Origin of the sequence: Rossellomorea vietnamensis (assembly GCF_001305855.1) — a bacterium.
GTDB lineage: Bacteria > Bacillota > Bacilli > Bacillales > Bacillaceae_B > Rossellomorea > Rossellomorea vietnamensis_A.
Map to the genome: position 1 here is coordinate 32,468 of NZ_LIXZ01000017.1, position 22,993 is coordinate 55,460.

The 22,993-nt window shown below is 45.2% G+C and carries 24 protein-coding genes and 1 other annotated feature; of the genes, 14 read left to right on the forward strand and 10 right to left on the reverse strand.

Features of this window, described 5'->3' with window-relative positions:
- Nucleotides 1-246: 246 nt before the first annotated feature.
- The 3 genes from AM506_RS22845 to safA form a co-directional block, all read right to left on the reverse strand.
- The gene (locus tag AM506_RS22845; protein ID WP_160316896.1) at nucleotides 247-414 is read right to left on the reverse strand and encodes a hypothetical protein; all 168 of its coding nucleotides are present in this window, start codon (nucleotides 412-414) and stop codon (nucleotides 247-249) included.
- A gap of 208 nt (nucleotides 415-622) precedes the next feature.
- On the reverse strand, nucleotides 623-1,036 hold the full coding sequence (locus AM506_RS17560; RefSeq protein ID WP_060673866.1) for a CBS domain-containing protein: 414 nt from the start codon (nucleotides 1,034-1,036) through the stop codon (nucleotides 623-625).
- 115 nt (nucleotides 1,037-1,151) lie between these two features.
- Nucleotides 1,152-1,799, reverse strand: coding sequence for a SafA/ExsA family spore coat assembly protein (gene safA, locus AM506_RS17565; RefSeq protein ID WP_235576151.1), 648 nt, complete (start codon nucleotides 1,797-1,799; stop codon nucleotides 1,152-1,154).
- A 138-nt stretch (nucleotides 1,800-1,937) separates the two neighbouring features.
- Between safA and AM506_RS23010 the strand changes: the two genes are divergently transcribed.
- The 3 genes from AM506_RS23010 (at nucleotide 1,938) to AM506_RS17575 (ending at nucleotide 3,532) form a co-directional block, all read left to right on the forward strand.
- A complete protein-coding gene (locus tag AM506_RS23010) occupies nucleotides 1,938-2,087 on the forward strand; it encodes an Lmo0850 family protein (protein ID WP_098351100.1) in 150 nt (49 codons plus the stop codon).
- A gap of 85 nt (nucleotides 2,088-2,172) precedes the next feature.
- Nucleotides 2,173-2,457, forward strand: coding sequence for a hypothetical protein (locus AM506_RS17570; RefSeq protein WP_235576152.1), 285 nt, complete (start codon nucleotides 2,173-2,175; stop codon nucleotides 2,455-2,457).
- Between the two features lie 175 nt (nucleotides 2,458-2,632).
- On the forward strand, nucleotides 2,633-3,532 hold the full coding sequence (locus AM506_RS17575) for a diacylglycerol/lipid kinase family protein (RefSeq protein WP_060673870.1): 900 nt from the start codon (nucleotides 2,633-2,635) through the stop codon (nucleotides 3,530-3,532).
- A 45-nt stretch (nucleotides 3,533-3,577) separates the two neighbouring features.
- Here AM506_RS17575 and AM506_RS17580 read toward each other — a convergent pair whose 3' ends face one another.
- The 3 genes from AM506_RS17580 to AM506_RS17590 form a co-directional block, all read right to left on the reverse strand.
- Complete coding sequence (locus AM506_RS17580) at nucleotides 3,578-4,159, reverse strand: YqaA family protein (protein WP_060673872.1); 582 nt, start codon at nucleotides 4,157-4,159, stop codon at nucleotides 3,578-3,580.
- A gap of 191 nt (nucleotides 4,160-4,350) precedes the next feature.
- The gene (gene argS / locus AM506_RS17585; RefSeq protein ID WP_060673874.1) at nucleotides 4,351-6,039 is read right to left on the reverse strand and encodes an arginine--tRNA ligase; all 1,689 of its coding nucleotides are present in this window, start codon (nucleotides 6,037-6,039) and stop codon (nucleotides 4,351-4,353) included.
- 47 nt (nucleotides 6,040-6,086) lie between these two features.
- Nucleotides 6,087-6,291: a binding site (T-box leader), on the reverse strand.
- Nucleotides 6,292-6,343: 52 nt separating this feature from the next.
- Nucleotides 6,344-7,519, reverse strand: coding sequence for an FtsW/RodA/SpoVE family cell cycle protein (locus AM506_RS17590; RefSeq protein WP_060673876.1), 1,176 nt, complete (start codon nucleotides 7,517-7,519; stop codon nucleotides 6,344-6,346).
- A 668-nt stretch (nucleotides 7,520-8,187) separates the two neighbouring features.
- On the opposite strand from AM506_RS17590, the gene AM506_RS17595 reads away from it, so the two are divergent.
- Together AM506_RS17595 and sfsA are read left to right on the forward strand one after the other, a co-directional pair.
- On the forward strand, nucleotides 8,188-8,967 hold the full coding sequence (locus tag AM506_RS17595) for a hypothetical protein (RefSeq protein WP_060673878.1): 780 nt from the start codon (nucleotides 8,188-8,190) through the stop codon (nucleotides 8,965-8,967).
- Complete coding sequence (gene sfsA, locus AM506_RS17600) at nucleotides 8,964-9,707, forward strand: DNA/RNA nuclease SfsA (protein WP_060673880.1); 744 nt, start codon at nucleotides 8,964-8,966, stop codon at nucleotides 9,705-9,707. Before AM506_RS17595 ends, sfsA begins: the two co-directional genes overlap by 4 nt.
- A 37-nt stretch (nucleotides 9,708-9,744) precedes the next feature.
- Here sfsA and AM506_RS17605 read toward each other — a convergent pair whose 3' ends face one another.
- A complete protein-coding gene (locus tag AM506_RS17605; protein ID WP_060673882.1) occupies nucleotides 9,745-10,233 on the reverse strand; it encodes a BsuPI-related putative proteinase inhibitor in 489 nt (162 codons plus the stop codon).
- Nucleotides 10,234-10,448: 215 nt separating this feature from the next.
- Between AM506_RS17605 and AM506_RS17610 the strand changes: the two genes are divergently transcribed.
- From AM506_RS17610 to AM506_RS17640, 7 genes are read left to right on the forward strand one after another with little or no spacing between them, the layout of a single operon-like run.
- The gene (locus AM506_RS17610) at nucleotides 10,449-11,678 is read left to right on the forward strand and encodes an ABC transporter substrate-binding protein (RefSeq protein ID WP_060673884.1); all 1,230 of its coding nucleotides are present in this window, start codon (nucleotides 10,449-10,451) and stop codon (nucleotides 11,676-11,678) included.
- Nucleotides 11,659-12,519 (forward strand): ABC transporter permease, encoded by an 861-nt coding sequence (locus AM506_RS17615; protein ID WP_060673886.1) that lies wholly within the window; start codon nucleotides 11,659-11,661, stop codon nucleotides 12,517-12,519. The genes AM506_RS17610 and AM506_RS17615 overlap by 20 nt, the downstream gene beginning before the upstream one ends.
- 10 nt (nucleotides 12,520-12,529) lie before the next feature.
- Nucleotides 12,530-13,327 (forward strand): ABC transporter permease, encoded by a 798-nt coding sequence (locus AM506_RS17620; protein ID WP_060673888.1) that lies wholly within the window; start codon nucleotides 12,530-12,532, stop codon nucleotides 13,325-13,327.
- On the forward strand, nucleotides 13,324-14,292 hold the full coding sequence (locus tag AM506_RS17625; protein WP_060673890.1) for an ABC transporter ATP-binding protein: 969 nt from the start codon (nucleotides 13,324-13,326) through the stop codon (nucleotides 14,290-14,292). The genes AM506_RS17620 and AM506_RS17625 overlap by 4 nt, the downstream gene beginning before the upstream one ends.
- Nucleotides 14,293-14,304: 12 nt before the next feature.
- Nucleotides 14,305-14,964 carry a TVP38/TMEM64 family protein gene (locus AM506_RS17630; RefSeq protein ID WP_060673892.1) on the forward strand — a complete coding sequence of 220 codons (660 nt, stop codon included), beginning with the start codon at nucleotides 14,305-14,307 and terminating at the stop codon, nucleotides 14,962-14,964.
- A gap of 14 nt (nucleotides 14,965-14,978) precedes the next feature.
- Complete coding sequence (locus AM506_RS17635; RefSeq protein WP_060673893.1) at nucleotides 14,979-15,560, forward strand: CDP-alcohol phosphatidyltransferase family protein; 582 nt, start codon at nucleotides 14,979-14,981, stop codon at nucleotides 15,558-15,560.
- A 12-nt stretch (nucleotides 15,561-15,572) separates the two neighbouring features.
- Entirely contained in the window at nucleotides 15,573-16,997 is a 1,425-nt protein-coding gene (locus tag AM506_RS17640; RefSeq protein ID WP_060673895.1) for a dihydrolipoyl dehydrogenase family protein, read from the forward strand.
- 170 nt (nucleotides 16,998-17,167) lie between these two features.
- Here AM506_RS17640 and AM506_RS17645 read toward each other — a convergent pair whose 3' ends face one another.
- The 3 genes from AM506_RS17645 to AM506_RS17655 form a co-directional block, all read right to left on the reverse strand.
- Complete coding sequence (locus tag AM506_RS17645) at nucleotides 17,168-18,253, reverse strand: NAD(P)/FAD-dependent oxidoreductase (RefSeq protein WP_060673897.1); 1,086 nt, start codon at nucleotides 18,251-18,253, stop codon at nucleotides 17,168-17,170.
- A 13-nt stretch (nucleotides 18,254-18,266) separates the two neighbouring features.
- Nucleotides 18,267-18,818: a GNAT family N-acetyltransferase gene (locus AM506_RS17650; RefSeq protein WP_060673899.1), complete on the reverse strand. Its 552-nt coding sequence runs from the start codon at nucleotides 18,816-18,818 to the stop codon at nucleotides 18,267-18,269.
- 124 nt (nucleotides 18,819-18,942) lie between these two features.
- The gene (locus AM506_RS17655; RefSeq protein ID WP_060673902.1) at nucleotides 18,943-20,130 is read right to left on the reverse strand and encodes a dicarboxylate/amino acid:cation symporter; all 1,188 of its coding nucleotides are present in this window, start codon (nucleotides 20,128-20,130) and stop codon (nucleotides 18,943-18,945) included.
- Nucleotides 20,131-20,430: 300 nt separating this feature from the next.
- Here AM506_RS17655 and AM506_RS17660 point away from each other — a divergent pair, with 300 nt between their 5' ends.
- Both AM506_RS17660 and AM506_RS17665 read left to right on the forward strand, forming a co-directional pair.
- The gene (locus AM506_RS17660) at nucleotides 20,431-21,501 is read left to right on the forward strand and encodes a D-alanine--D-alanine ligase (RefSeq protein WP_060673904.1); all 1,071 of its coding nucleotides are present in this window, start codon (nucleotides 20,431-20,433) and stop codon (nucleotides 21,499-21,501) included.
- 86 nt (nucleotides 21,502-21,587) lie between these two features.
- Nucleotides 21,588-22,964 carry a UDP-N-acetylmuramoyl-tripeptide--D-alanyl-D-alanine ligase gene (locus tag AM506_RS17665; protein WP_060673905.1) on the forward strand — a complete coding sequence of 459 codons (1,377 nt, stop codon included), beginning with the start codon at nucleotides 21,588-21,590 and terminating at the stop codon, nucleotides 22,962-22,964.
- The last annotated feature ends 29 nt before the right edge of the window (nucleotides 22,965-22,993 follow it).

The following is a 22,993-nucleotide window of genomic DNA, read 5'->3' on the forward strand; positions in this document are numbered from 1 at the left end:
AAAATATTACCAGAATTTATTTAGTGAAGCGAACTATTTTATCATAGTAATAAAGGTTTTCTGAATATGAGTAAGACAAAAGTAATAGGGTAAATTATTATGTTGAAATAACTTATTTACATCTATTTAAATAACATTTTTTTATGTGATGGGGAATTCCGAACACAAAAAAAGCCATAAAAATCCATGGCTGTGGTTAAGTGTTCAAGCTATTGAATAGAATAAATAATGGCAGTAATCATTCGATCAGTAAAAATCCCAAAATCCTAAAACAAATAATAAAATTCCAGTGATCATTGAAATACCAAATAACATAAATAAGAAATCAAGAATGCTGTCGGCGAAGACTCTTTTGCGGTTCTCACGTTTAAAATGACGAACTTCCTTACGGTACGATCGTGCAGCACGACTCATACGAAACCTCCTCCTCCATTAACCCTTTTGCATTAATCACATATTCGTCACAATTAAAGAAAATCCTCCCTTTACATGAAAAAAATGACGATATACCCATCTCTTCGTCACAATAAGTCGATTGGACCTTTTCACATGCTGAATAAGGGGCTGTAGAGCCCCTTATTCAGTGAAAGAAAGCTTTGAAGTTTCTGCCTGTAAGCCTTTATTAACGAAGGTGATTCTGAGAGATTCCGCTTAGGGCGCTGCCGGCACTTTGATCGGATTTCTGCTGTACTGCCAAATCCCCTAAAGCCAGCATCCCGACCAGCTGACCGTTTTCCACAACAGGCAAACGGCGCACCTGATGCTGGGACATCATAGCCGATGCTTCTTCTACGGATGCATCCGGAGATATTGTCACGACTTGCTGTGACATAACCTGTGAGACATTTCCTTGTGCACCTTGAGACAGTCCACGAGTCGCAATATCACGGTCAGTAATCATACCGACAACCTGTCCGTTTTCAACCACAGGAACGGAACCGACGTTTCTGGAACTCATCTTGGAAGCGACGCTCTCAAGTGAATCCTGATTAGAAGCTGCTTCCACGTTTGTCGACATAATATCACGTACTTGCATGAAAAATTCCCCCTCGATCATAATGGCAGTACACACTTATTATCCAGCATACTTCTCCGCCTTATTCTGAAAATGTATTCCAATTCTGGCCCGGGGGACGGACCTTCATTGCTGCTTATTTTGCTATAAACAGCTGGGTCCAGTATGTTCCGTAAGTACCGCCCTCAGCATATCCCACTCCCACATGGGTATAGGACTTGTTGAGAACATTTTTACGATGAACCGGACTGTCCATCCATTCCCTCACAACTTCTTCAGGATTCGATTGTCCGGCGGCAATATTTTCTGAAGCTTCGCAATATGAGATATTAAACCGTTTCAGCATTTCCTCGGGAGTTCCGTAGGTCGGGCTTCTATGGGAGAAGTATCCGGCATCCTTCATATCCCGTGACTTGTTCAGGGCGATTTTAGAGAGTTTCATGTCAGCCAGAAGAGGAGGGAGGCCGTATTTTTGTCTTTCCCGATTTGTTAATTCAGTGACCCGGCTCTCGAATGAAGTTTCAGATGTGATGCTTGGGATCTTGATGTTTTGCCCCGGATAAATGATATTCGGATCCTCCACCTGCGGATTTGCACTGATCATTTCAGACAATCCGATCTGAAACGTCCTGGAAATGGTCCAGAGAGTATCTCCTTTTTTTACAATATACGTGTTTTCGGCGATTGTTTTATGTAGATCAAATAGACTAAAGAAAAGGGACGATGTGATAATAACAAGGGATAGTTTAGTCTTCATGAGTATAAATTGTGTAATTCGAAACAAATTATTCTTCTGAAATGTGTAAAAGTAGGATTATCGCTTCATTTTTAGGGAAAAGGGAAACCATATAACATTAAATGAAACCTTTTACGGACTGAAACGTACAAATAGGTAACGATATTTTAAAAAGAGGTGAATAACGTGGTAAAGGAGAACGATCGCTTTAAAAAAGTGATAACGAAATTGTCGAACGTCGGTGTGAATATTTCTAAAACGAAATCAAGACGGGAAATTCTTCATTCACTAAAGCAGTATCAACCATTACCTAAGACGTTAACACAAGATTCATAATCCATGCTTATCCGAAATGTTGGACAGACATATTTCCCCAATCTTCCCGATATACTATAGCTATAGGTAAAGGGGAGGGTTAGGCATGGAGAGAATGATGTTTGATCTACAAGCATTAAAGGAAATCAGAAAGAAGGCAGATGAGATTTCATACTACTGTATGAGCCGGGAGCAGCCTTCAGATCCCCATCGTGTAAGCATGGCATTAGATCAGGTATGTCGTGCCCTGGCTATGTTTGCAGAAATGGAGCTTCATCGCATGCAGAATCAGCATATTCCCTATGACCCCCAGAGCTATATCAAAGGGCGTCTCGGAATTGCCTATCGATCTGTACTCAAAGTCCCTCAGGAAGATTCGAATACAGCTTAGTAAAAGAGGTTGACCCAAGATCCATTGGCTTCTAAGCCAAGACTACGACAGATATAGTGAAACACTCTGTACTCATATGGCCTGGTCCGATAAGGATGATATCCACTCATCGTTTTGGGTCAGCCTCTTTTTATGTATGTACCATACTAAATCTATAAGTTAGGTGACGATATTCATGGCGAGATATAAGGAAGTATTGCTTATATGCAATGGCAAGGCAGGTCAAGGTACACTCGAGGTCCTGTTGAAGGATGCGGTACCTCCTTTATTGGATATTTGCAACGAATTGATCATTCACAAAACAAAAGAAAAGGGAGATGCCGAAAGGGTCTGCAGGGAATCGGGAAGCCGCTATGAGCTCGTGGTGATAATGGGTGGGGACGGTACCATCCATGAAGCCATCAATGGGCTGGCTGTCCTTGAGGATCGTCCGCTGATTGCCGTTCTTCCTGGTGGTACATGCAATGATTTTGCACGATCCCTGAATATCCCCATGAATATTCGCCAAGCCGTAAGCCTTATAACCGAACGGCCGACAGAACAGGATATCGACATTGTCCAGGCTGGGGAGCGGTATTTCAGTAATTTCTGGGGAACGGGATTGGTTGCCCAGACGAGCGATAATATAGATGTCGGATCTAAGAATGTCCTCGGAAAACTGAGCTATTATATAAGTGCTTTCCAATCAATCCAGGATTCACCTATCTTGAGTGTGAAGGTCACTACGGAAAATGAGATTGTGGAAGAGGAGGTCGTCATGCTGCTGGTCGCAAACGGCCGATCCATCGGTTCAAATCCTCTGCCGACCTGTATCGATATGGACGATGGATTGATGGACATTTATGTGGTGAAGAAAAGTGGATTTCCGTTGTTGAAGGAATTTCTTGTCATTAAAAGTACTGGTAATATCAGCGAAGAATATGACGATATCATGCACATTCAAGCACAAGAAGCCCATATTGAACTCGGGCAAAATGAGAAGCTTGATATGGATGGGGAACTCTATGAAGGCAGCAGGCAGTCCCTGCGGGTGTTACATAAGCATCTGCGCTTTGTAGTGGGATCTTCCGAATGAAAAAGGAGCATGGGCTAACCCCATGCTCCTTTTTTGATCGGTAGATCATGGAGTTTGCTTTTTCTTCTTGATGACCAAGTAGACGAGATATACGACAATCAGCACACCGCCTGCTCCTAGTGTCAAGAAAGTAAAGTTTTCTTCGATAAAAGGTTTTGCTTTTGCTCCCAGTGTCAGTATGATCGCACCTTCCAGGAAAAAGCGGATCCCTCTGCCAATGATCGACCAGATCACTAATACCCGGATCTTCACACCGGAAACTCCCGCGAATATCGTGAAAATTTTATAAGGAACCGGTGTCAGGCCTGCAATCAGTAATGCCATTGGACCGAACTTTGTAAAATACTCTTCTACTTTTTGAACTCTTGCTTCAGAGAATAGCCGTACAAGAATCGGGCGTCCCAGCTTTTTTCCTATCAACCATCCCAAAAGGGAGCCGATGACGGAAGCGATCGTCGTATAAAGCGCGTAAAGCAGGGCACTGTCAGGGTTGGCAATCGCCAAGGGAATCAGTAATACATCAGGTGGAATAGGAAAGAAAGATGAATCTGCGAATGAGACGATCATCAGTCCCCATACACCGTAATCCAATAACCAAGCTTCGAACGTGTGAAGTAGTTCAGACATACGTAATCTCCTTTATGAATAAAGCGTTAATTTCAAATTTAATAGAACATAAGAAAGTATATCACTTTTCATAAAGGGAGTCATGAAATATCCTATTCCTCCTGAGCTTAAAGAACTGAACCATAAACATTTTATGCATAAAGTGAAATACATCTATTTCTCGGGAAATAGTGACAGTATTCTTTAGGATTCTACATTTCGACAGGAGATTTCATTCCCAATAATCGCAAACCTTCAGAAAGGACAATCCCCACGGCATGAACCAGGGCCAGACGGGAAGTTTGCTGGCTGTCATCCGAGATGATTTTGGTTTTAGCATAATAACGGTTGAAACTTTGTGATGTGACGATTAAATATTTGGCAATGATAGATGGCGCATAATGCTGCCATGATTTTTCGATGATTTCCGGAAATAATCGCAGCTGCTTTATCACTTCCCAGCTTTCGGCATCTTCAAGACCTTCAAATGTCAGTGGAGCTATTCCACCTGCTTTTCTGAGCAGTGATTGAGCTCTCGCATACGTATATTGAATATAAGGACCGGTTTCACCTTCGAACGTAAGCATATGTTCCAGGGAGAATTCAATATCATTGAGGCGGTCATTTTTCAGGTCATGAAAAATGATCGCCCCGACCCCGACATCTCTAGAAACCTCATAAGCATCTTTTAAGTCAGGGTTTTTCTGTTTAATGTTATCCTCCGCCATGTTGATTGCTTCGTGAAGCACTTCTTCAAGAAGGATGACCCTGCCTTTACGAGTAGACATCTTCTTCCCTTCCTTTAAATACAAGCCGAATGGAATATGCTTCATTTCATCTGCCCACGTGTACCCAAGCTTTTTCAACACGTTCATCACTTGCTTGAAATGGATGGTCTGCTCCTGACCTACAATGTACAGGGCTTCATCAAAGGCATATTGACGCTGACGGTAAAGGGCGGCAGCCAGGTCCCGTGTGGCATAAAGGGTTGCTCCATCAGATTTCTTGATCAGGCAGGGAGGAAGATTCCCATCATCCATCCGAACGACTTGAGCCCCTTGGGATTCCTCAAGAAGATTGTGTTTCTGCAGCAAAGTCACGACTTCTTCCATCTTGTCATTGAAAAAGGCTTCACCGTTATAGGAATCGAACTCCACTCCAAGTAAAGAGTAGATTGTTTTAAAGGCTTGGAGTGACTCATCCTTAAACCATCTCCAAAGCCTGGTTATTTCTTCATCCCCGTCTTCGAGGAGCTTAAAGGCTTTTCTTCCTTCTTCCTCAAGGGAAACATCGACTTCTGCCTGTTCATGAAATTTTTTATAAAGAATAAACAATTCGGCAATGGGATTTTTATTGACCTTTTCCGGGTCTCCCCATTTTTTGAAAGCGACGATCAGTTTACCGAATTGGGTCCCCCAATCCCCGATATAATTGATTTTCACGGTGCGATAGCCGCATTTTTCGGCAATGGAGGCAATGGCATTCCCGATGACCGTCGAGCGAAGATGTCCCATGGAAAACGGTTTGGCGATGTTAGGTGAGGACATATCTAATACGACAGTTCGGTTTTCTCCAAAGGTGTGGGTTCCATAATCCTTTCCTTTCGTCAAAATTCCCGTCACGATTTCTCTCCCCACTTTTACCCCGTCAAAGTGGATATTGATATATGGTCCAACGGCCTCCACCTTAGGGAAAAGAGGAGAGGTAATCGCAGCGGCCATATCATTGGCGATTTGTGCAGGGGCTTTTTTCATGGTATTCGCCAACTGGAAGCAAGGGAAAGCCAAGTCCCCTAAATGACTGTGCTTCGGGGTTTCAATCAAATCGTATAGATCTTCCTCGCTCCAGTCCGGCAAGAGCTGTGTCTTTAATTCTTGAGCCAATAGTGATTTCAAGTCCATCTTGTTACACCTCCCATTAATATGAAACACAAAAAAACCCGTCTCTATACAGAGACGAGTTTAGCTCGCGGTACCACTCTTATTCCCGATTAAGGACACTCATTGTATAACGGGAGATCCCGGTTCTTCCCTACTGATTTCAAGAAGAACTTCTCAGAAGTGCGGTTCATCCAGGACTTCACACCGGGCTCCCACCGCCCCCGGCTCGCTTATGATCCACGTCGGGATTACTCTCTTCTTCACAGAATATTCCATATCTAATTACTATTATTTTACACATATCAGGGATGAATGCAACCTGTAATTAAGAATCTTCTGAAGAAAACATATACGTTTTATGATGATACCTCATACTGAACACAAGGCCGAGGGCCAGCATATTCCCCATGAGGGAGCTCCCTCCATAACTGATGAACGGAAGGGGGATACCGGTGATCGGCAGTAATTGGATCGTCATTCCGATATTCTGGAACACATGGAATGTGATCATACTGATGATTCCTGCACAGACATAAGCGTTGAAAGGCTCTTTCGTATCAAGCGCCGTCTTGGTTAGATGGTAGATCAGCAGAAAGTATAAACTGATGACGACACTTGCGCCGATAAATCCATACTCTTCGCCGATGACACTGAAGATAAAGTCTGTATGATTTTCCGGAATGTACACTTCACCGCCACTGTAGCCTTTCCCGAAAATCTGTCCTGAACCTATGGCATTAAGGGAGTTGATCAAGTGAAATCCTTCTAATTTCGCATAATTGTACGGATCAAGCCAGGCATAGATCCGGCCGAATTGGTAAGCTTTCACGTTTAAGTATTTCTCCAATAATTGCGGTGCCCATATTACCAGTGAAAGGATGCCCGCACCTAAGACTCCGATAGAAGCATAGATAGGTACGATCAGCTTCCACGTAATTCCTGAAACGAGGATGATACCAGTCATGATGGCGAGTATGACCAATGATGTCCCTAAATCCGGCTGCTGCATGATGAAAGCAAGGGGGAGAAGGGTGGTCAAGCCGATTTTAATTAATAACAGAAAGTCTGTCTGCAATGTTTTTCTTGGATTAAGTTCATGATGATTGGTAATGATACGTGCCAAAGCAAGGATTAAAAATGTCTTCATGAACTCTGAAGGCTGTATCGATCCAAGCGGTCCCAGCATGAACCAGCTTTTAGCTCCATTCCGGTGAGGTGCAAGGCTTTCCGGAGAAATCAATAATAAAACGAGAAGGAAGATTCCTGCGCCGTATATGTACCAGGCAAGCCGTTTATACTGATCTGAGTCGAGAAATAACGCAGCGCCGATGATGATACCGCCCACTACGTACCAAAAAGCCTGTCTAATCACAAAGTTTGTCCCATATTGCCCTGAGGTCTGGGCGCTGCTGATTCCCATTGCACTTACAATAAAGAACAGCATTAATAAAAAGAGAAGACCCCAATCGATCTTATCAGCAAATCGCTGGCGAGTTTCCATAATCTATTCACCTGAATTTCTAAAGATTTCACATTCCTAGTCTAATAGAAATGAAAGGAAATTTCTACTCATGACCCGAGAAATTCGAGAACTTCTGTCGGCATATGACACGTATTTGGAACAGGTGAAGAATTGAATTCATCGGGAATGTTGATAGCAGAAGGGCTCAGGAGAAAAACAGAGAGGGTATATTCCATTTATTACATGTTTATAGTAGGTATTTGATATAAAAATAGATTATATTTAATACTATTTGGTTTAGAAGCTAATATCGACGATAAATACTTTGAAATGAAGTTATTCAAACCATAGTGTTGAGAGGTGTTTGAAAGTCATATCCTTAAAGTTGATTGGAGTGGAAGGTGCTCGACTCCTGCGGGAAACGCTGGACAGGTGAGACCCCGCAGGGCAAAGCCCGAGGAGGCTCACCGCCAGCCCCGCGGAAAGCGAGCACCTGGAACGGAAATCAACCGACGCATTCCAAATTAAAGCAATAAAGTAGGAAATAGAAGCATAACTTCAACACAAAGTACTGAAATATGACTATTTTCGACAATTACCTGCGACTTTTGTCATCATTTTGAAATGAAATAGAAAAGAACAAATATGTTCTATATTTGATAAAATAGAAGCTATGAACTGTGCACCGTGTTAATCAGATGGAGGGAATGTTCTTGAAGGCAAATAACCAAGTTAAAGATATCATCTATGTTCACATGAATCTGGATCGCCAATATGTCGTTTCTTACGGAATCCATTTCAACGAGTTTACAATGAATGCCCGTAAACCCTTGAAGAACTTACTTCTTATCAAGCATCAGTACGAGCATGGTGCTTTCAATATACATACCCATATGGAATATGTAGAACAGGACGAAATGAAAAAGATCATCGATGACGGGGTTCAGGGCTATGGAGACTTCTGCTGGATCGATTTTGAAGAAGAGGTCGGAGTCGATGAATTGAACGGACAGGAAATTGCAGAACTCCTTTATATGGGGCATATCAAACAGCCATTAAACCCTCCATTTTATTCTAAACTGAATAACCGCTATGCCTATCTTTCCAATGATGACGGCTGGTTTAATAAAATTTATTACCGGGACTTTGAGGACTTCTATCATATGCTGGGAGCGACCCTTTCATCGAAACTCAGTACGGTCAAGAGTGGGAAAGGCCTCTTCGGTATGAAGAAGGAGAAACCCTATCCTGTGATTGGGAAGGAAGTCATTCATTCCTTCCGGGATAAGTTAAAAGAAGGAATGGTCATCTCCCTTGAAAAAGCAGTATTGACGAGAGGGAAGATCGAGATTCCCATATGGGTGATCGGCGATTATTATGACATGGATGAAATGACAGAGGACTATAAGCAGATCCGCAAATTACCTGCGAACGGATTATTATCATATGACCGTAAAACAAAGAGCTGGAGCGCCTTGCTTAAATGAGGGACCGTGAAGTTTTCGCAGAGATCCCATTCCATGACACCCTCGTTCAAGCCGTCTTTCTTGAACGGCTCAATCGGTTTGTGCTGGAGTGCGAGCTTCCTTCAGGTTCAAAGGAAAAAGTCCACTTACCCGATCCGGGCAGGCTGAAGGACTTGCTGGTACCTGGAGGGCCGATCTGGCTAAAGGAATCCAGGGACCCAAAAAGGAAAACAAGGTGGTCAGCGGTCATGACCCATGATCCCGTAAACGATATGTATGTTTCCTTGAATACTCAATATCCAAACCGGTTGGTCCTTGCAGCCCTGCAGACGGAAGTACTGGAGGAGCTGAAGGGTTGGCGCTTGGAAAAAGCCGAATATAAGGTGGGAGGTTCCCGCTTTGACTTCCTCCTCCAACATAAACAAAATGGTGATAAATTACTACTCGAAGTCAAAAGTGTCACGATGGTCGAGGACGGAATAGGTAAGTTTCCCGATGCCGTCACAGCAAGGGGAGCGAGGCATGTAGAGGAACTGACCCATTTGCAGATGAAGGGAAGCTATCAAACAGCGGTCTTATTCATTGCCCAGCGTACAGATTTGCGGGGAATCACTTCCGCTCCTGAAATCGACCCCCATTTTGCCCGGGTTATGGTAGAAGCCGCCAGACACGGTGTCAGGTTTTTCGGAAGAAAGTGCATCGTGACGCCTGAACGCATCTCTCTCAGTGGATCTATCCCCGTTTACACAGAAAAGGATTAATCTCGCCGTGCCCGTGAGATTAATCCTTTTTTCTATCCTATTCCACCACTACCTTAGCCGTCGCTTTATAGTCCTGATCCCCCTTGGCGGTCATCCAGACGGTCAATGTATAAGAGCCGCTTTCAACCTTCGGGAGGACAATTTCACGAGAAAACGCTTCCCCTTGCTTCACAGTGATTTCCTGTAATGCCTGTGTATACATTTTATTCTTTGAATCTTTATAAACGATCTCGCCTTTTTCGTTTCGAAGTTCATAGTCGATTGTCTGACCGGATGAGAAAGAAAATGTTTTCTCCTGCTCTGTTTGGTTTTTCACACTATATACATATACACTTTGACCATTAGCATCTTTCTTGGTTAATGAAGGTTCCATTTCTCCTGCGACAATTCCTTTCTGTACAGAAATATCTTCACCAGCTCCCTGTTCTGTCCCATTTTTCTCCGGCTGACTGTCGTTTTGATCAGCTGCTCCACAGCCGGCCATTCCGGTTATAAGAATGATTAGCATCATCATGAATCGCTTCACGCTAGAGTCACCTCCTTACTGTATTAGACAGAGTTTGCTCAAAAAAGGTTACAAGCCTTCGGAGAATATGAGCTCGGAAGGCATGGGGGATGTGCTCTTCTGGTTTCTTTCACCCATTATTGGGGCATTCAGTTACATATGTAAGGCAGATTACTTTTTTATCTTATACGGTTTAGTACTATATAATTATAGAAAAGCGCAGAGGAGCATGATGGATGAGAATTTGGTTAGCGATTGTAAGCGTATTTTCCTTACTATTAGTATCGGCTTGCGGCTCGTCAAATGCAAACGATAGCGTGAGAATTCCTGATGAAGAGTGGGGAACGATCACGTCGAAAGCAAATGGGACCAAGGTGAATATGTTCATGTGGGGAGGAGATGACGGGATCAACCGATATATCGATGAAGTCATGGCCCCCATGTTAAAAGAAAAGAACAATATCGAACTGAACCGGGTACCTTTAGATACGCCGGAAATCCTGCAGAAGCTGCAAACCGAGAAACGGGCAGGGAAAGAAAAGGGGACGATCGACATCGTCTGGATCAACGGTGAGAATTTTAAAAATGCGAAACAACAGGATCTTTTGGCAGGTTCCTTCACGGACAAACTGCCTAACTTCAACGAATACTATGATACGGACAGTGACGCCTTTCAATATGACTTCGGAACGGAAACAGAAGGGTTTGAATCCCCTTGGGGTAAAGTTCAATTCGTTTTTTTCTATAATAGTGAAAAAGTGAAAAATCCGCCGGCTACCTTTAAAGAGTTGAAAGCATTCATGAAAGGGAATCCCGGGAAATTCACTTATCCAAATCCAAGTGATTTCACTGGGAATGCGTTTCTAAGACATCTTCTTTATGCCAAAACGGATTCGAATCTGGCCAGGGACGGGTTTGATGAAGAAAAGGCGGAGGAGATTGGAGCGGAAGTGTGGGACGAATTAAACACCATTAAGCCTTATCTGTGGAGAAAAGGGGAGACGTATCCAACCACCTTGACGGATCTTGATAAGCTGTACAGCCAGGAAGAGGTGTGGATGACGATGGGATATAACGAAGCAAGGGCGGAACATCTGATCAAGGATGGCGTGTTTCCGGAAAGCACGAAGTCGTTCATATTGAGTGACATCGGATCGATCGGGAATACTCATTTCCTTGCCATTCCTTTCAATAGTCCCAATAAAGAAGGCGCCATGGTGGCTATAAATGAGTTCCTGTCCCCGGAAGCGCAGTATGAGAAGCTGAAACCGGATTATTGGGGGGAAAGTTCTCCCATTTCCTACGACAAGCTTGATGAGGAGTGGAGGAAGAAATTCATGGAGATCGATCGCGGTGAAAGTGTATTGGAGGCGTCAAAGCTTGAGGAAAACTTCAAGGGTGAGCTTGATGCTGCCTATGTTGAATGGCTGAAGGAGAACTGGATCCGTGAAGTGGCCAGCCAATAACGCACTTCTCCTCCTGCCGGGCATACTCTTTTTCCTCCTGATTCCCGGCCTCGGGATCGTTCTTGCGATTTTGGAAAGTGTAAGGGGCGGGGGATTCTTTACATTCGAATATTACCGGGAATTGTTTGAACACGATCGTTTTATCGCATCGGTCCTGTTCAGCCTGACGGTGACCGTGATCTCGACGATCCTGTCCCTTTTCATTGGCTTGGGTATCGTCAAGGCTTTCTCTCCATTGTTAAAGGAAACCGGACATAAACTGCTGGTGTGGATCCCGATGCTCGTCCCCCATTTTGTATGGGCGTATCTCGTCTACTTACTCTTTAATCAGAGCGGCTTTTTCTCACATATTGCAGGAGTGCTCGGCTGGATTGATGATCGCAGTCAATTTCCTATATTGGTGCAGGACCGGAATGGGATCGGGATCATATTGACATATGTGTGGAAAGAAGTTCCCTTTGTGACCCTGATGCTGTTACCCGTGTATGCTACTATGCACAAAGGGTATAAAGAGGTCGCTTCCTTGCTGGGAGCGGGGTCCTATCAAACGTTCAAAGTAGCAGAATGGCCGTTTATCTACCCTGTCCTCATTGAAACCGGGGCCATTCTTTTTGCTTTTATTTTTACGGGCTTTGAAGTTCCACGGTTGCTGGGGGTCACGTCTCCACAAATGCTTGCAATCCTTGCATACGACTGGTTTTATAGCGGTAACTGGAGTGACCGCCCATTAGCGTTTGCCTCACTTGTCATGACCGGACTCGGCATCGGGGTCTTCATGTGGATTGTTCTTTATATCACGAACAAGAAACGGATGCACATCACTAAAGGGATTGGGAATTAGAGGTGTCTTGATGAGAAATACGTTGTTTTACAGCATATCCTTTATCCTTTTTATTTTTCCCCTCTTCTTTTTATTGTATAAAAGCTTTTACGGGGTAACGGCATGGGGGAGTTCTACTGGAGGAGATCCAAGCGTAAGGGCATGGGAGCTCTTGATGAACGAAGGAGAGTTTCTGAATTCAGTAGGGGTCTCGGTGTGGATTGCGCTAGTCGTGTTGATTCTCAATCTTCTCATCGGCATCACCGCGGGAAAAGTGTTCTCCTTTTCTTCATTCAGGGGAAAATCAGTAGTGGAAGCGTTCATGATGCTGCCACTGTTCATTCCCGTTTTGGTCGTGGCCATCGGACTTCATATTACCTTTATACGTTATGGCCTCTCCGATCACTGGCTCGGGGTCGCCCTCGTTCATTTGGTGCCGACGATTCCTTACAGCATAAAAATGTTTAAAACAGGCTATGAGCAGATTGGATCGAAATTACTCGAACAATCCATCATCCTTGGAGGGAGTGCCGTCAAGCGCGTATACCATATCGAATTACCACTGCTCCTTCCAAGCATCCGCAGTGTATTGTTCCTGACGATTGTCATCTCTTTAAGTCAATATGTCCTGACGGCGATCATAGGCGGGGGGAACGTCGTAACCCTTGCAATGGTCTACTACCCATTTACTGATACGGCAGATGAAGCGGTCATGGCGGCATTCTCCATTGTGTTCGCCCTTATTCCCATCATCTTATACATCATACTTGAGGGGTGTTTGAAATTCACACTCCCATACCAGCATCTAAGAGGGAGGAAGAAGCAGTGAGTTCGTTTATAAATATCCAGGGAGTGTCGAAAACCTTTAAAGAGAAAGAGATTTTGAAGAATGTAACCTTCTCCTTGCAAAAGGGGGAGATCCTCTCATTGGTAGGCACATCGGGTTCAGGGAAATCCACCTTTTTGCGGATTCTCGCAGGCTTAGAAACTGCTACAAAGGGAAAGGTATTAATAGATGGTAACGATATTTCTTTAACCAAACCTCAAAACAGACCTATTGGTATGGTCTTTCAGCAGCCTTTGTTATTTCCTCATATGAATGTTCTTGAAAACGTCATGTACGGGTTGGAAATGAGTGGGGATAAGAAACGTGAAAATAAAAGGAGTGCGAAAGACTATATTCAAAGAGTCGGTTTAGGTGAAGTCATGCATCATTATCCCTCTGAGCTTTCGGGAGGCCAGCAGCAGCGGGTATCCCTTATCCGCTCCCTCATTCTGAAACCGAAGCTGTTACTCTTAGACGAACCTTTCAGCAGTCTCGATTTACAACTGAGGAAAGAGTTGAGGCAGTGGGTCTTGAACGTATTTAAAGAAGAAGGAACCACGGTCTTGTTCGTCACCCATGACCGTGATGAAGCATATGAGATGGGAGACCGGGTGGCAGTGTTACACGAGGGACGATTCCTGCAAATCGGGACACCGGAAGAGATCTATTACCGTCCCGGATCCTCCTTTGTCGCTTCTTTCATGAGTGATGGACTCACCCTGCCCCGAAGACAATTCATTCATGCTTCCCATCTGTGCGTAAGTTCCTCGGGACATGATCTGCACTATCCGAATTGGGAAGGGACGGTGCTGCAAAAGCTGTTTGTAGCAGGAACGAATATCCATGAAGTATGGGTGGAAGAGCTGGATCAGAATCTCAATCTTCCCCTTGAAGGGACCTCTTCCCACGAAAAGATTTGGCTATATGCCAAGGAAGAGAACATTCAAACGTTTCAGAAAGAGGAATAGGAGGGAAGAACATTGAAGAAGAAGGAAATCGGCAAGATCTTTCTATTCATCGCGATACTACTGTGCCTCATGTGGATCAGCCGGAATTTCTTTCATGTAAAGCCCCATGATATCAGGGATTGGATTGTGTCATTCGGCATTTGGGCACCGATTGTTTTTATTGTCGTCTATACGGTCCGCCCCTTGATCCTTTTCCCGGCTTCCATCCTATCGTTCTCGGCAGGCCTTGCTTTCGGTGCCGTGGAAGGCTTCTTTTATATTGTACTGGGGGCGCTGGGTGGTGCGACGGTAGCCTATTATGCAGCAAGCATCCTTGGGGCGAAACTCTTAAAAAGACCATCCCCCCGCATGGCGAAAATTCGGGAAAAGATGGAGGAGAGCGGCTTCATCTATGTCCTGGTATTGCGGCTGGTGCCATTCTTGAACTTTGACTTGGTCAGTTACCTGGCCGGGATGGGAAAAGTGAGATACCTTCCATTCATACTCGCCACAGCCATCGGAATTTTACCCGGCACGTTTGGCTATGTCTTTCTGGGGTCAAGCTTGGTAGGAGAAGATCGGACGAATTTATATATTGCCATTGCGTTTTTCTCAGCCATGATCATCGTACCACTCATCTTTAAGAAGAAGATGAAAGCATGGCTTGGATTATCTGGCAAAGAAGATAAGTAAAGGATGGGAAGTACATGTTAGACACGCATGCCCGTAAGTGGGTGCAGCCAAGTATAGAGGGGACGGCGCGACTGTTCCTGAACAAAGGATTAACGGCCAATCAAGTGACGGTCACCGCCTTCATCGTGGGGTCAGTGACAGGTCTGGTCTATTACCTGGGCTTCCCGTTCATGGCCGTCCTCTTATTATGGCTGTCAGGATTCCTGGACGCCGTGGATGGAACCATGGCCCGACTGACCAAACCATCTCCCTTTGGCACCGTCATGGATGTGACGTTTGATCGGATCGTCGAAATCAGTGTCATCCTCGGAGTTGCCTTCTTGCACCCCGACATCATGTGGGCCCTCCTTTTACTCAGTGTTTCCATCATCATTTCCATGACCATTTTCCTGACCGTGGGAGCTGTATCAGAGAAGCAGGGCATGAAGTCATTCTATTATCAGGCGGGACTGGCCGAGAGAACGGAAGGATTCATCCTGTTCAGCCTCATGATGATCTTTCCATCCATTGTCCTGTGGACGACCCTCCTGTTTTTTGCAGTGGAGTTATACACGGGTATCCAACGATTCCTAGAAGCGAAACGACTACTTTCATAAGGAGAGATTCAGATGGAACAATACGATTTAATTGTCATAGGAGGAGGGGCCGGCGGATTGACCGTCGCTTCAGGAGCCGCTTCCCTGGGAGCGAAAGTGGCACTTGTTGAAAAAAGCGGCCTCCTGGGCGGGGATTGCCTTCACTTTGGCTGTGTCCCGTCCAAGGCTTTCATCCAATCGGCAAGAGAAGTGGCGACCATACGTGCCGGTGGGGATTATGGATTTGAAACAAAGGGTTCTGTCGATATGAAGAAGATAAGAGAAAGAGTCAAAGGAGCCATTTCTCACATCCAGCAGCACGATGATCCCGACCGCTTCCTGGAGCTCGGTGTGGATATTTATTTCGGAGGAGCCGAATTCCTTGATCCCCATACCATTTTAGTAGAGAAAGAGGACCGGATCTCCGGGAAGAGGATTGTGGTGGCGACAGGATCAAGTCCCCTTATCCCGGGAATCGAAGGCCTGGCCGACGTAGAATACCATACGAATGAAACCGTATTTGAAGTCGGTGAATTGCCTCGCAGGGTGGTCTTCATAGGCGGAGGCCCCATCGGTCTTGAACTGGCACAGGCTTTCTCCCATTTAGGTTCTGAAGCTATTGTCCTGGAGCAGCACGATGAAATCCTGGTGAAAGAAGATAAGGATATTCGCGAAGTGGCCACCGGGTTATTGGAAAAGGATATTCAGTTTGTATATGGAGCGGAAATCAAACGTGTGTCAGAGCAGGATGGACAGAAAGTGGTCCATTATGTGAAAGATGGACAAGAGGAATCGGTGGATGGAGATTTATTGTTTCTTGCAACAGGACGTAAGCCTGGTACGGAAACCCTGAATTTGTCTGCTGCCGGAGTGGAAGTGGATGAGCGTGGCTTCATCAAAGTGAACGACGAACTAAGAACGAACCTTTCCCATATTTTCGCCATTGGAGATGTGAACGGACGATATCCTTTCACACACGGTGCCGGAATGGAAGGGAAGCTCGTGGTCCAAAACGCCGTTTTCGGATTGAAACGAAATGTTTCCTATAACAAGCTGCCGTGGACAACCTATACGACACCTGAGATCTTTCATATCGGCCTGACGGAGGAAGAAGCGGTGGAAAAAGGAATGGAATACAGGGTCTATAAGAAGACTTTAGACGAGGTCGACCGGTTCGTGGCAGATCAGCGGACAGAGGGACTCGTCAAAATCATCACAGACCCGAAAGGCAAGATCCTCGGTGCTCACGCAGTCGGTTCCGGTGCAGGTGACTGGATGCAGCCGGTCGTGTTCGCAATGGAAAAGGGAAGCAAGATCGGTGCCCTTTCCAATATGGTCTATCCGTACCCGAATCACGCAGCGGCAGTCCAGCAGACAGCGGACCTGTACTGGAGAGAGAAACTGTTCGACGGGGTATTGCCTGTGATTAGTAAGAAGTATGTGGAATTGTTTAGATAAAGATGTTTTGAGGGCACGGCTGCTGATGAGGTGGCCGTGTTTTTTGTTTGTGTGAGGGGAGAGTTTGCTTAAAGAAAATAGAGAATGGAACAAGTCTAGCACGGTCCTCACTATCATTCAGTCCATGAACCTCCCCTCAACCGGCCAAACCAACAACAAAACGTACTTGCTTACTCCCAGTATTTTCCTACAAACCGTCGATCGATCCAGTTCTTCAACCGCCATGCCCAACCGCTGACCAATGAAAAGGATCCGTAGGTTAAGAAGCCACGCTTATCCCCAATAGACATAATCGCCAAATATCGTTTCTGTGGTTCAAAGGGGATAATCTTGCCGCCAGCCGCTGCACCGGTCAGATTTCTCCATAATACAGGTCCTTGCCTGACAGCCGTGACCCCGTTTTTCGGAAGGTCGGGGAAGTCTTGTAAAGTCGCACAGTCCCCGGTTCCAAACACGTTTGGGTATTTCACTGATTGAAGGTAGCTGTTCACGAGCAGATATCCTTGTTCATCTGTCGGCAAGACACTGCTTCCGAATAGGGGAGGTGCTTTGGGTCCGCCTAAGAAAATCACTTCTTCATACTCGAGGCTCTCACCATTATCTGTATACAGTTTGGCCTCCTCTACTTTCGTCACACGTCCCTGATGCAAGTCGATGCCTTTTGAAAGGGCAACACCCGTCATCTTTTTAGACGAAAAGGAACCGGCTTTTTCTAAAAGTAGAGAGGAGTGGACGACCGCAATCGAATGATCTTCATAACCCTTGTCCACCATCCATGCTTTCAAGGATAAAGCCATTTCAATACTCGCTGCTCCACCCCCGATAAAGACGGTCTTCCTGCTGTTATGCAGTTTCCCGATTTGCTCGGGGAACCGGTAATTTGGTTTGATTGGCAGGTTGTGCTCCTGTAAGCCTTTGATCTCCATCGAGTCATTTCGGGAGCCGATATCGAAGGAAACAAAATCGTAAGTGAAAATCTCGCCTTTGTCTGTTAACAGATGCTGCTGGTCGGGATCGATGGAGAGAACCGTGCTTTCGACAAAGTCACAGCCGGAGCCCTTACACAGGTTCTTTAAGTCAATCCGGGTTTCTTCCAATGAATAGATTCCTTCTGTGTACCCGGAGAACATCCCTGAATAATATTGATAACGGGAAGGGGAGATGAGGACCCATTTCACGTGTTCCTCCTGGTGTTGACTCTTTTTTATGCAGTGAAGGTGGCTGTGTCCGCCACCGACTAAGATGATTGTTTTCATAGTGGGTCTCCTTTTAGTGAGAGCGCTTTTCTTCCCATTCTTCCCGGATCATACCCATACGGATGGAGTCGTAATAGACGCCATTATAATACCGGCATTTTCTCATGCGTCCTTCAAGCTGCATCCCGACTTTCTCGGCTGCCTTCATCATCCGTTCATTCCCTGACCAAGTCGTGATGCCGACCCGTCCGATTTCCTTCGTAGTAAAGAGGTGATCGACCCATAGGGATAAGGCTTCGGTTCCATATCCGCCGTTCCAGTATGCCGGATCGTAAATGACGATCCCCGCTTCAAGCCATCTGGTGGGCTCGTAATCCCAATAGTATCCCACGGTTCCGATGATGGTACCGTCGACCTCGATGACCCGTTGGAACTCATCGCTGCGACTTTTATTTCTGATGGATGATTCCATATACTCTTCAAGGGGGACGTACGTATGCTTAAAATAAGGGGCGTCCCATTTTTTCCACTCTGGAGAAGGATCCCCGTAAATATAGTCCCAAAGACAAGGAAGGTCTCTCTCTTCTATTTTTCTAAGTGTTACACGCTGACCGGTTAATTTCAATTCATGAGCACTCCTTTATTGTGTTACTATTTCCATTATACAGAAAATAGCCGGAATTATCAGAATAGATCATGAGAAAATCAGAGGTCCGTCCCTCTGTTGTGAGGGACGGACCTCTGGTTGGTTAACTTGCTTTGATTGAGGACACTGGTGCTTTTTTCTTTTGGGTCAGTTTGTCGACGATGGATGTGATGGCACCGTCGCCTGTTACGTTGCAGGCAGTTCCGAAGCTGTCCTGTGCAAGGTAAAGGGCAATCATGAGGGACGTCATAGTCGGTCCGAATCCAAGCATCGTTTCAAGTAATCCAAGGGCTGCCATGACGGCTCCCCCTGGAACACCAGGCGCTGCAATCATTGTGATGCCGAGCATCAAAATGAAGGGGAAAAGCTGAGTGAACTGCAGTGCTTCACCCTGGATGAACATGACGGCCATGGCACAGCTGACAAGGGTGATGGTACTTCCTGATAAATGAATTGTGGCGAGAAGCGGAACAGAGAAGTCGGCGATCCGTTCTCTGGCACCGATTTTCTTCGAACGCTCAAGGGTCACCGGAATCGTTGAAGCAGAAGACTGCGTTCCGAGTGCCGTGAAGTAAGCAGGGAGCATCCCTTTCATCATGGAAAGCGGATTTTGCTTTCTCAGTGTACCGGCGGCTGTATATTGAACGACTAAAAAGACAAGGTGTAAAAGAATGATCATGATAAATACTTTCGCGAATACAGACATGATGGCACTTACTTGTCCACCTTGTGTCATATTGGCAAAGATGCCAAGGATATGAATCGGTAAAAGTGGAATGATGATCTTTTCAATAACGAGTTCCACAATGTTTCTGAATTCATCCATACCTTTTTGGAGGGTATCCCCTTTAATGGCCGCCATTCCCAGTCCAATGGTAAACGCGATGAGAAGAGCTGACATCACGCCCATGATCGGAGGCATGTCCACTGTGAAGAATCCTTTAAGAAGAGCTTCTTCGGGATTTTCAAATGATTGGGACGTTTGATTAGCGAGTAAAGTTGGGTAAATAGACTTCGCGACCGTAAAGGCGAGTAAACCGGCTAACACTGTTGAACCATATGCAAGGGCAGTAGTCAATCCGAGAAGTTTTCCCGCGCCTTTACCCATGGAGCCAATCCCCGGAGCGATAAAGCCGATGATGATCAATGGAATCGCAAACCCAAGGAAATTACCGAATAGTCCATTGAATGTAGCAAATATTTTTACAAACCATTCTGGTGCATATGCTCCTATGACAATACCTAACGCAATACCTAAAAGGATCTTAGGCAGTAAACCGAACTTTCTCATCTGGGTGTCCTCCTTAAAAATACAAATGTTTTTAATACGAGGATTATACACCTAATAGTGTGATAACTTAATAGCTTTTCAAATAGGCGAAATTTTAAGTGTATTCTGAATAATAATTGAAAGAACAGTCGCCGGACTGGTTTCCGTTTGCATACATATATAATGGGCAATCCTCCCGAATGCCATTTGAATCAAGACAAATGTGGTAATTTTTATTTTCCAAAGGAATCATTCTTTCCCTTTCCGGTGAACGTGATAAAATAGAAACATCTATTGTGAATATTGGAGGTAACGAAATACATGAAAACGAAGTTGTGCTTACTGTACGGCGGTAAATCTGCCGAACATAATGTTTCCCTGCAAACAGCCAAGGCCGTAATCGGTGCCCTGGACTTAAATAAATATGAAATCCACCCTATTTTTATTTCGACGGAAGGTAATTGGATAAAAGGACCACAATTGAATGCTCCCGTTGAAGATGTGAAAGCATTGCAGTTTAAAGATGGAGAAGAGATCGCTCCGAATGCGTTGAGTACGTCCATCGCTCCCTCTGAATCTGAAGGATATGACATGATCTTCCCATTGCTCCACGGACCGAATGGTGAAGACGGCACGGTTCAAGGCATGCTTGAGCTATTGAATCTTCCATACGTAGGAAACGGTGTCCTTGCTTCATCTGCCGGAATGGATAAAGTCATCATGAAGAATCTATTTGCTCAGGCGGGCATTCCTCAAGTCAACTACACGTGGTTCATCCGCAGCACGTGGAAGGGGAACCCGGAGTCTGCTTATAAACAGGTGGAAGAAGAGATTGGTTACCCATGCTTCGTGAAACCTGCCAATTTAGGTTCATCTGTCGGGATCAGCAAGTGTACGTCCCGTGAGGAATTAGCGGCTGCCTTCAGAGAAGCGTTCCAATTCGACCGTAAGATCATCATTGAAGAAGGCGTGAAGGCTCGGGAAATCGAGCTTGGAGTACTTGGCAACGATCAGCCGGAATGCTCCGTGGCAGGAGAGATCGTACCTAAGAAAGATTTCTACGATTATAAAGCCAAATATGAAGATGGGGATACAGCCCTCATCATCCCTGCAGAAGTAGAAGGTTCTATCTACAATGAAATGAAGGAAATTGCGATTCAGTCATACAAAGCCCTGGATTGTTCAGGACTTGTACGTGCAGACTTCTTTTTAACGGAAGATGGTCAGATCTATATGAACGAAGTGAACACGATGCCAGGTTTCACGCCGTACAGCATGTTCCCGCTTCTCTGGAAACACACGGGAGTGGATTATCCTACCCTGATCGGGAAACTCGTGGACCTTGGAATGGAACGCTATCAAGACAAACAAACGATTAAACATACGATGTAGGCAACGTGGGACTGACCAGGGGATTCACCGTCTAGGGGCAGTCCCTGCTCTATTTGGACGGAAAAATGTGTAAAAGGAGAAAACGAATGTTCGAGAAGACGATTAGAGAAATATGTACCATACTCGATGTGAAAAATGATCTTTCTGCATTTGACTCAGTAGTCGTGAGAGGTGTTTCCATTGATACAAGAAAAATTGAGAGTGGCAACCTGTTTGTTCCGTTTAAAGGAGAAAATGTCGACGGTCACCAGTTCGTCCGTCAGGCGATCGACAATGGAGCTTCCGCTGCCTTCTGGGATATCAATGTCCCTAATCCCCCGGAAGATATTCCGGTCATCGTGGTGGAAGACCCGCTGCTTGCCCTTCAGTCGTTGGCAAACCAGTACCGTCACGAGCTTGATTTAAAGGTAGTCGGGATTACCGGAAGCAATGGGAAAACGACCACCAAGGACATTGTGGCGAATCTTCTTTCCGTAAAATACCGGGTTCATAAAACCCAAGGGAATTACAATAACCATATCGGTCTGCCATTAACGATCCTTTCTCTTCCACAGGACTCGGAAGTGGCGGTACTTGAAATGGGGATGAGCGGATTCGGGGAAATAGAACTTCTGTCTAACATCTCACAGCCTGATGCGGCCATCATCACGAACATCGGAGAATCTCATCTTCAGGATCTCGGTTCACGGGAGGGTATCGCCAAAGCCAAGCTTGAAATTGTAAAAGGCTTGAAACCGGATGGGTTATTTGCCTACTATGGAGATGAACCGCTGTTGCAATCAGGCGTCCGGGAACTCGACCTGAATCACATGGAGACATTCGGAAGAAGTGAATCCAATACGATTTACCCGACAAAAATCGAAATGAACAATCAAGGAAGTTATTTTGAAACTTCTCTCGCTGAAGGCGAAACTTTCTTCCTGCCAGTATTGGGGCAGCACAACATCCATAACGCCCTTGCCGGGATCCTGATCGCCCGTCATTTCGGACTCAGCGTGGATGAAATGAAAGAAGGCTTGCAGTCATTGAAGCTGACTCAGATGAGGATGGAAATGGTGGAAGGGAAGAAAGGCGAAAGCATCATCAACGATGCCTATAATGCGAGCCCGACTTCCATGAAAGCGGCCATCGGACTTGTGTCAGAGCTTGAAGGATTCCGTACAAAAATCCTCGTCCTGGGTGATATGCTCGAACTTGGAGAGGACGAAGAAGAATTCCACCAAGAGATCGGACGCTTGATCGATCAAGAAAAGGTTCAGCAAGTGTTTACGTTTGGACGGCTTGGAGCGTTGATCGCAAAAGGGGCCCTCGAGAATTTCCCTGAAGATCTCGTTCATTCTTTTACGGATAAAGAATGTCTGACAAATGAACTGTCTTCCTTGATAAAAGGGGACGAATTGATTCTATTTAAGGCTTCAAGAGGAATGAAGCTGGAAGAAATCATTGAAGGATTAAAGGCATAAGTTTAAACCTTCATATAAATGAGCAAAAT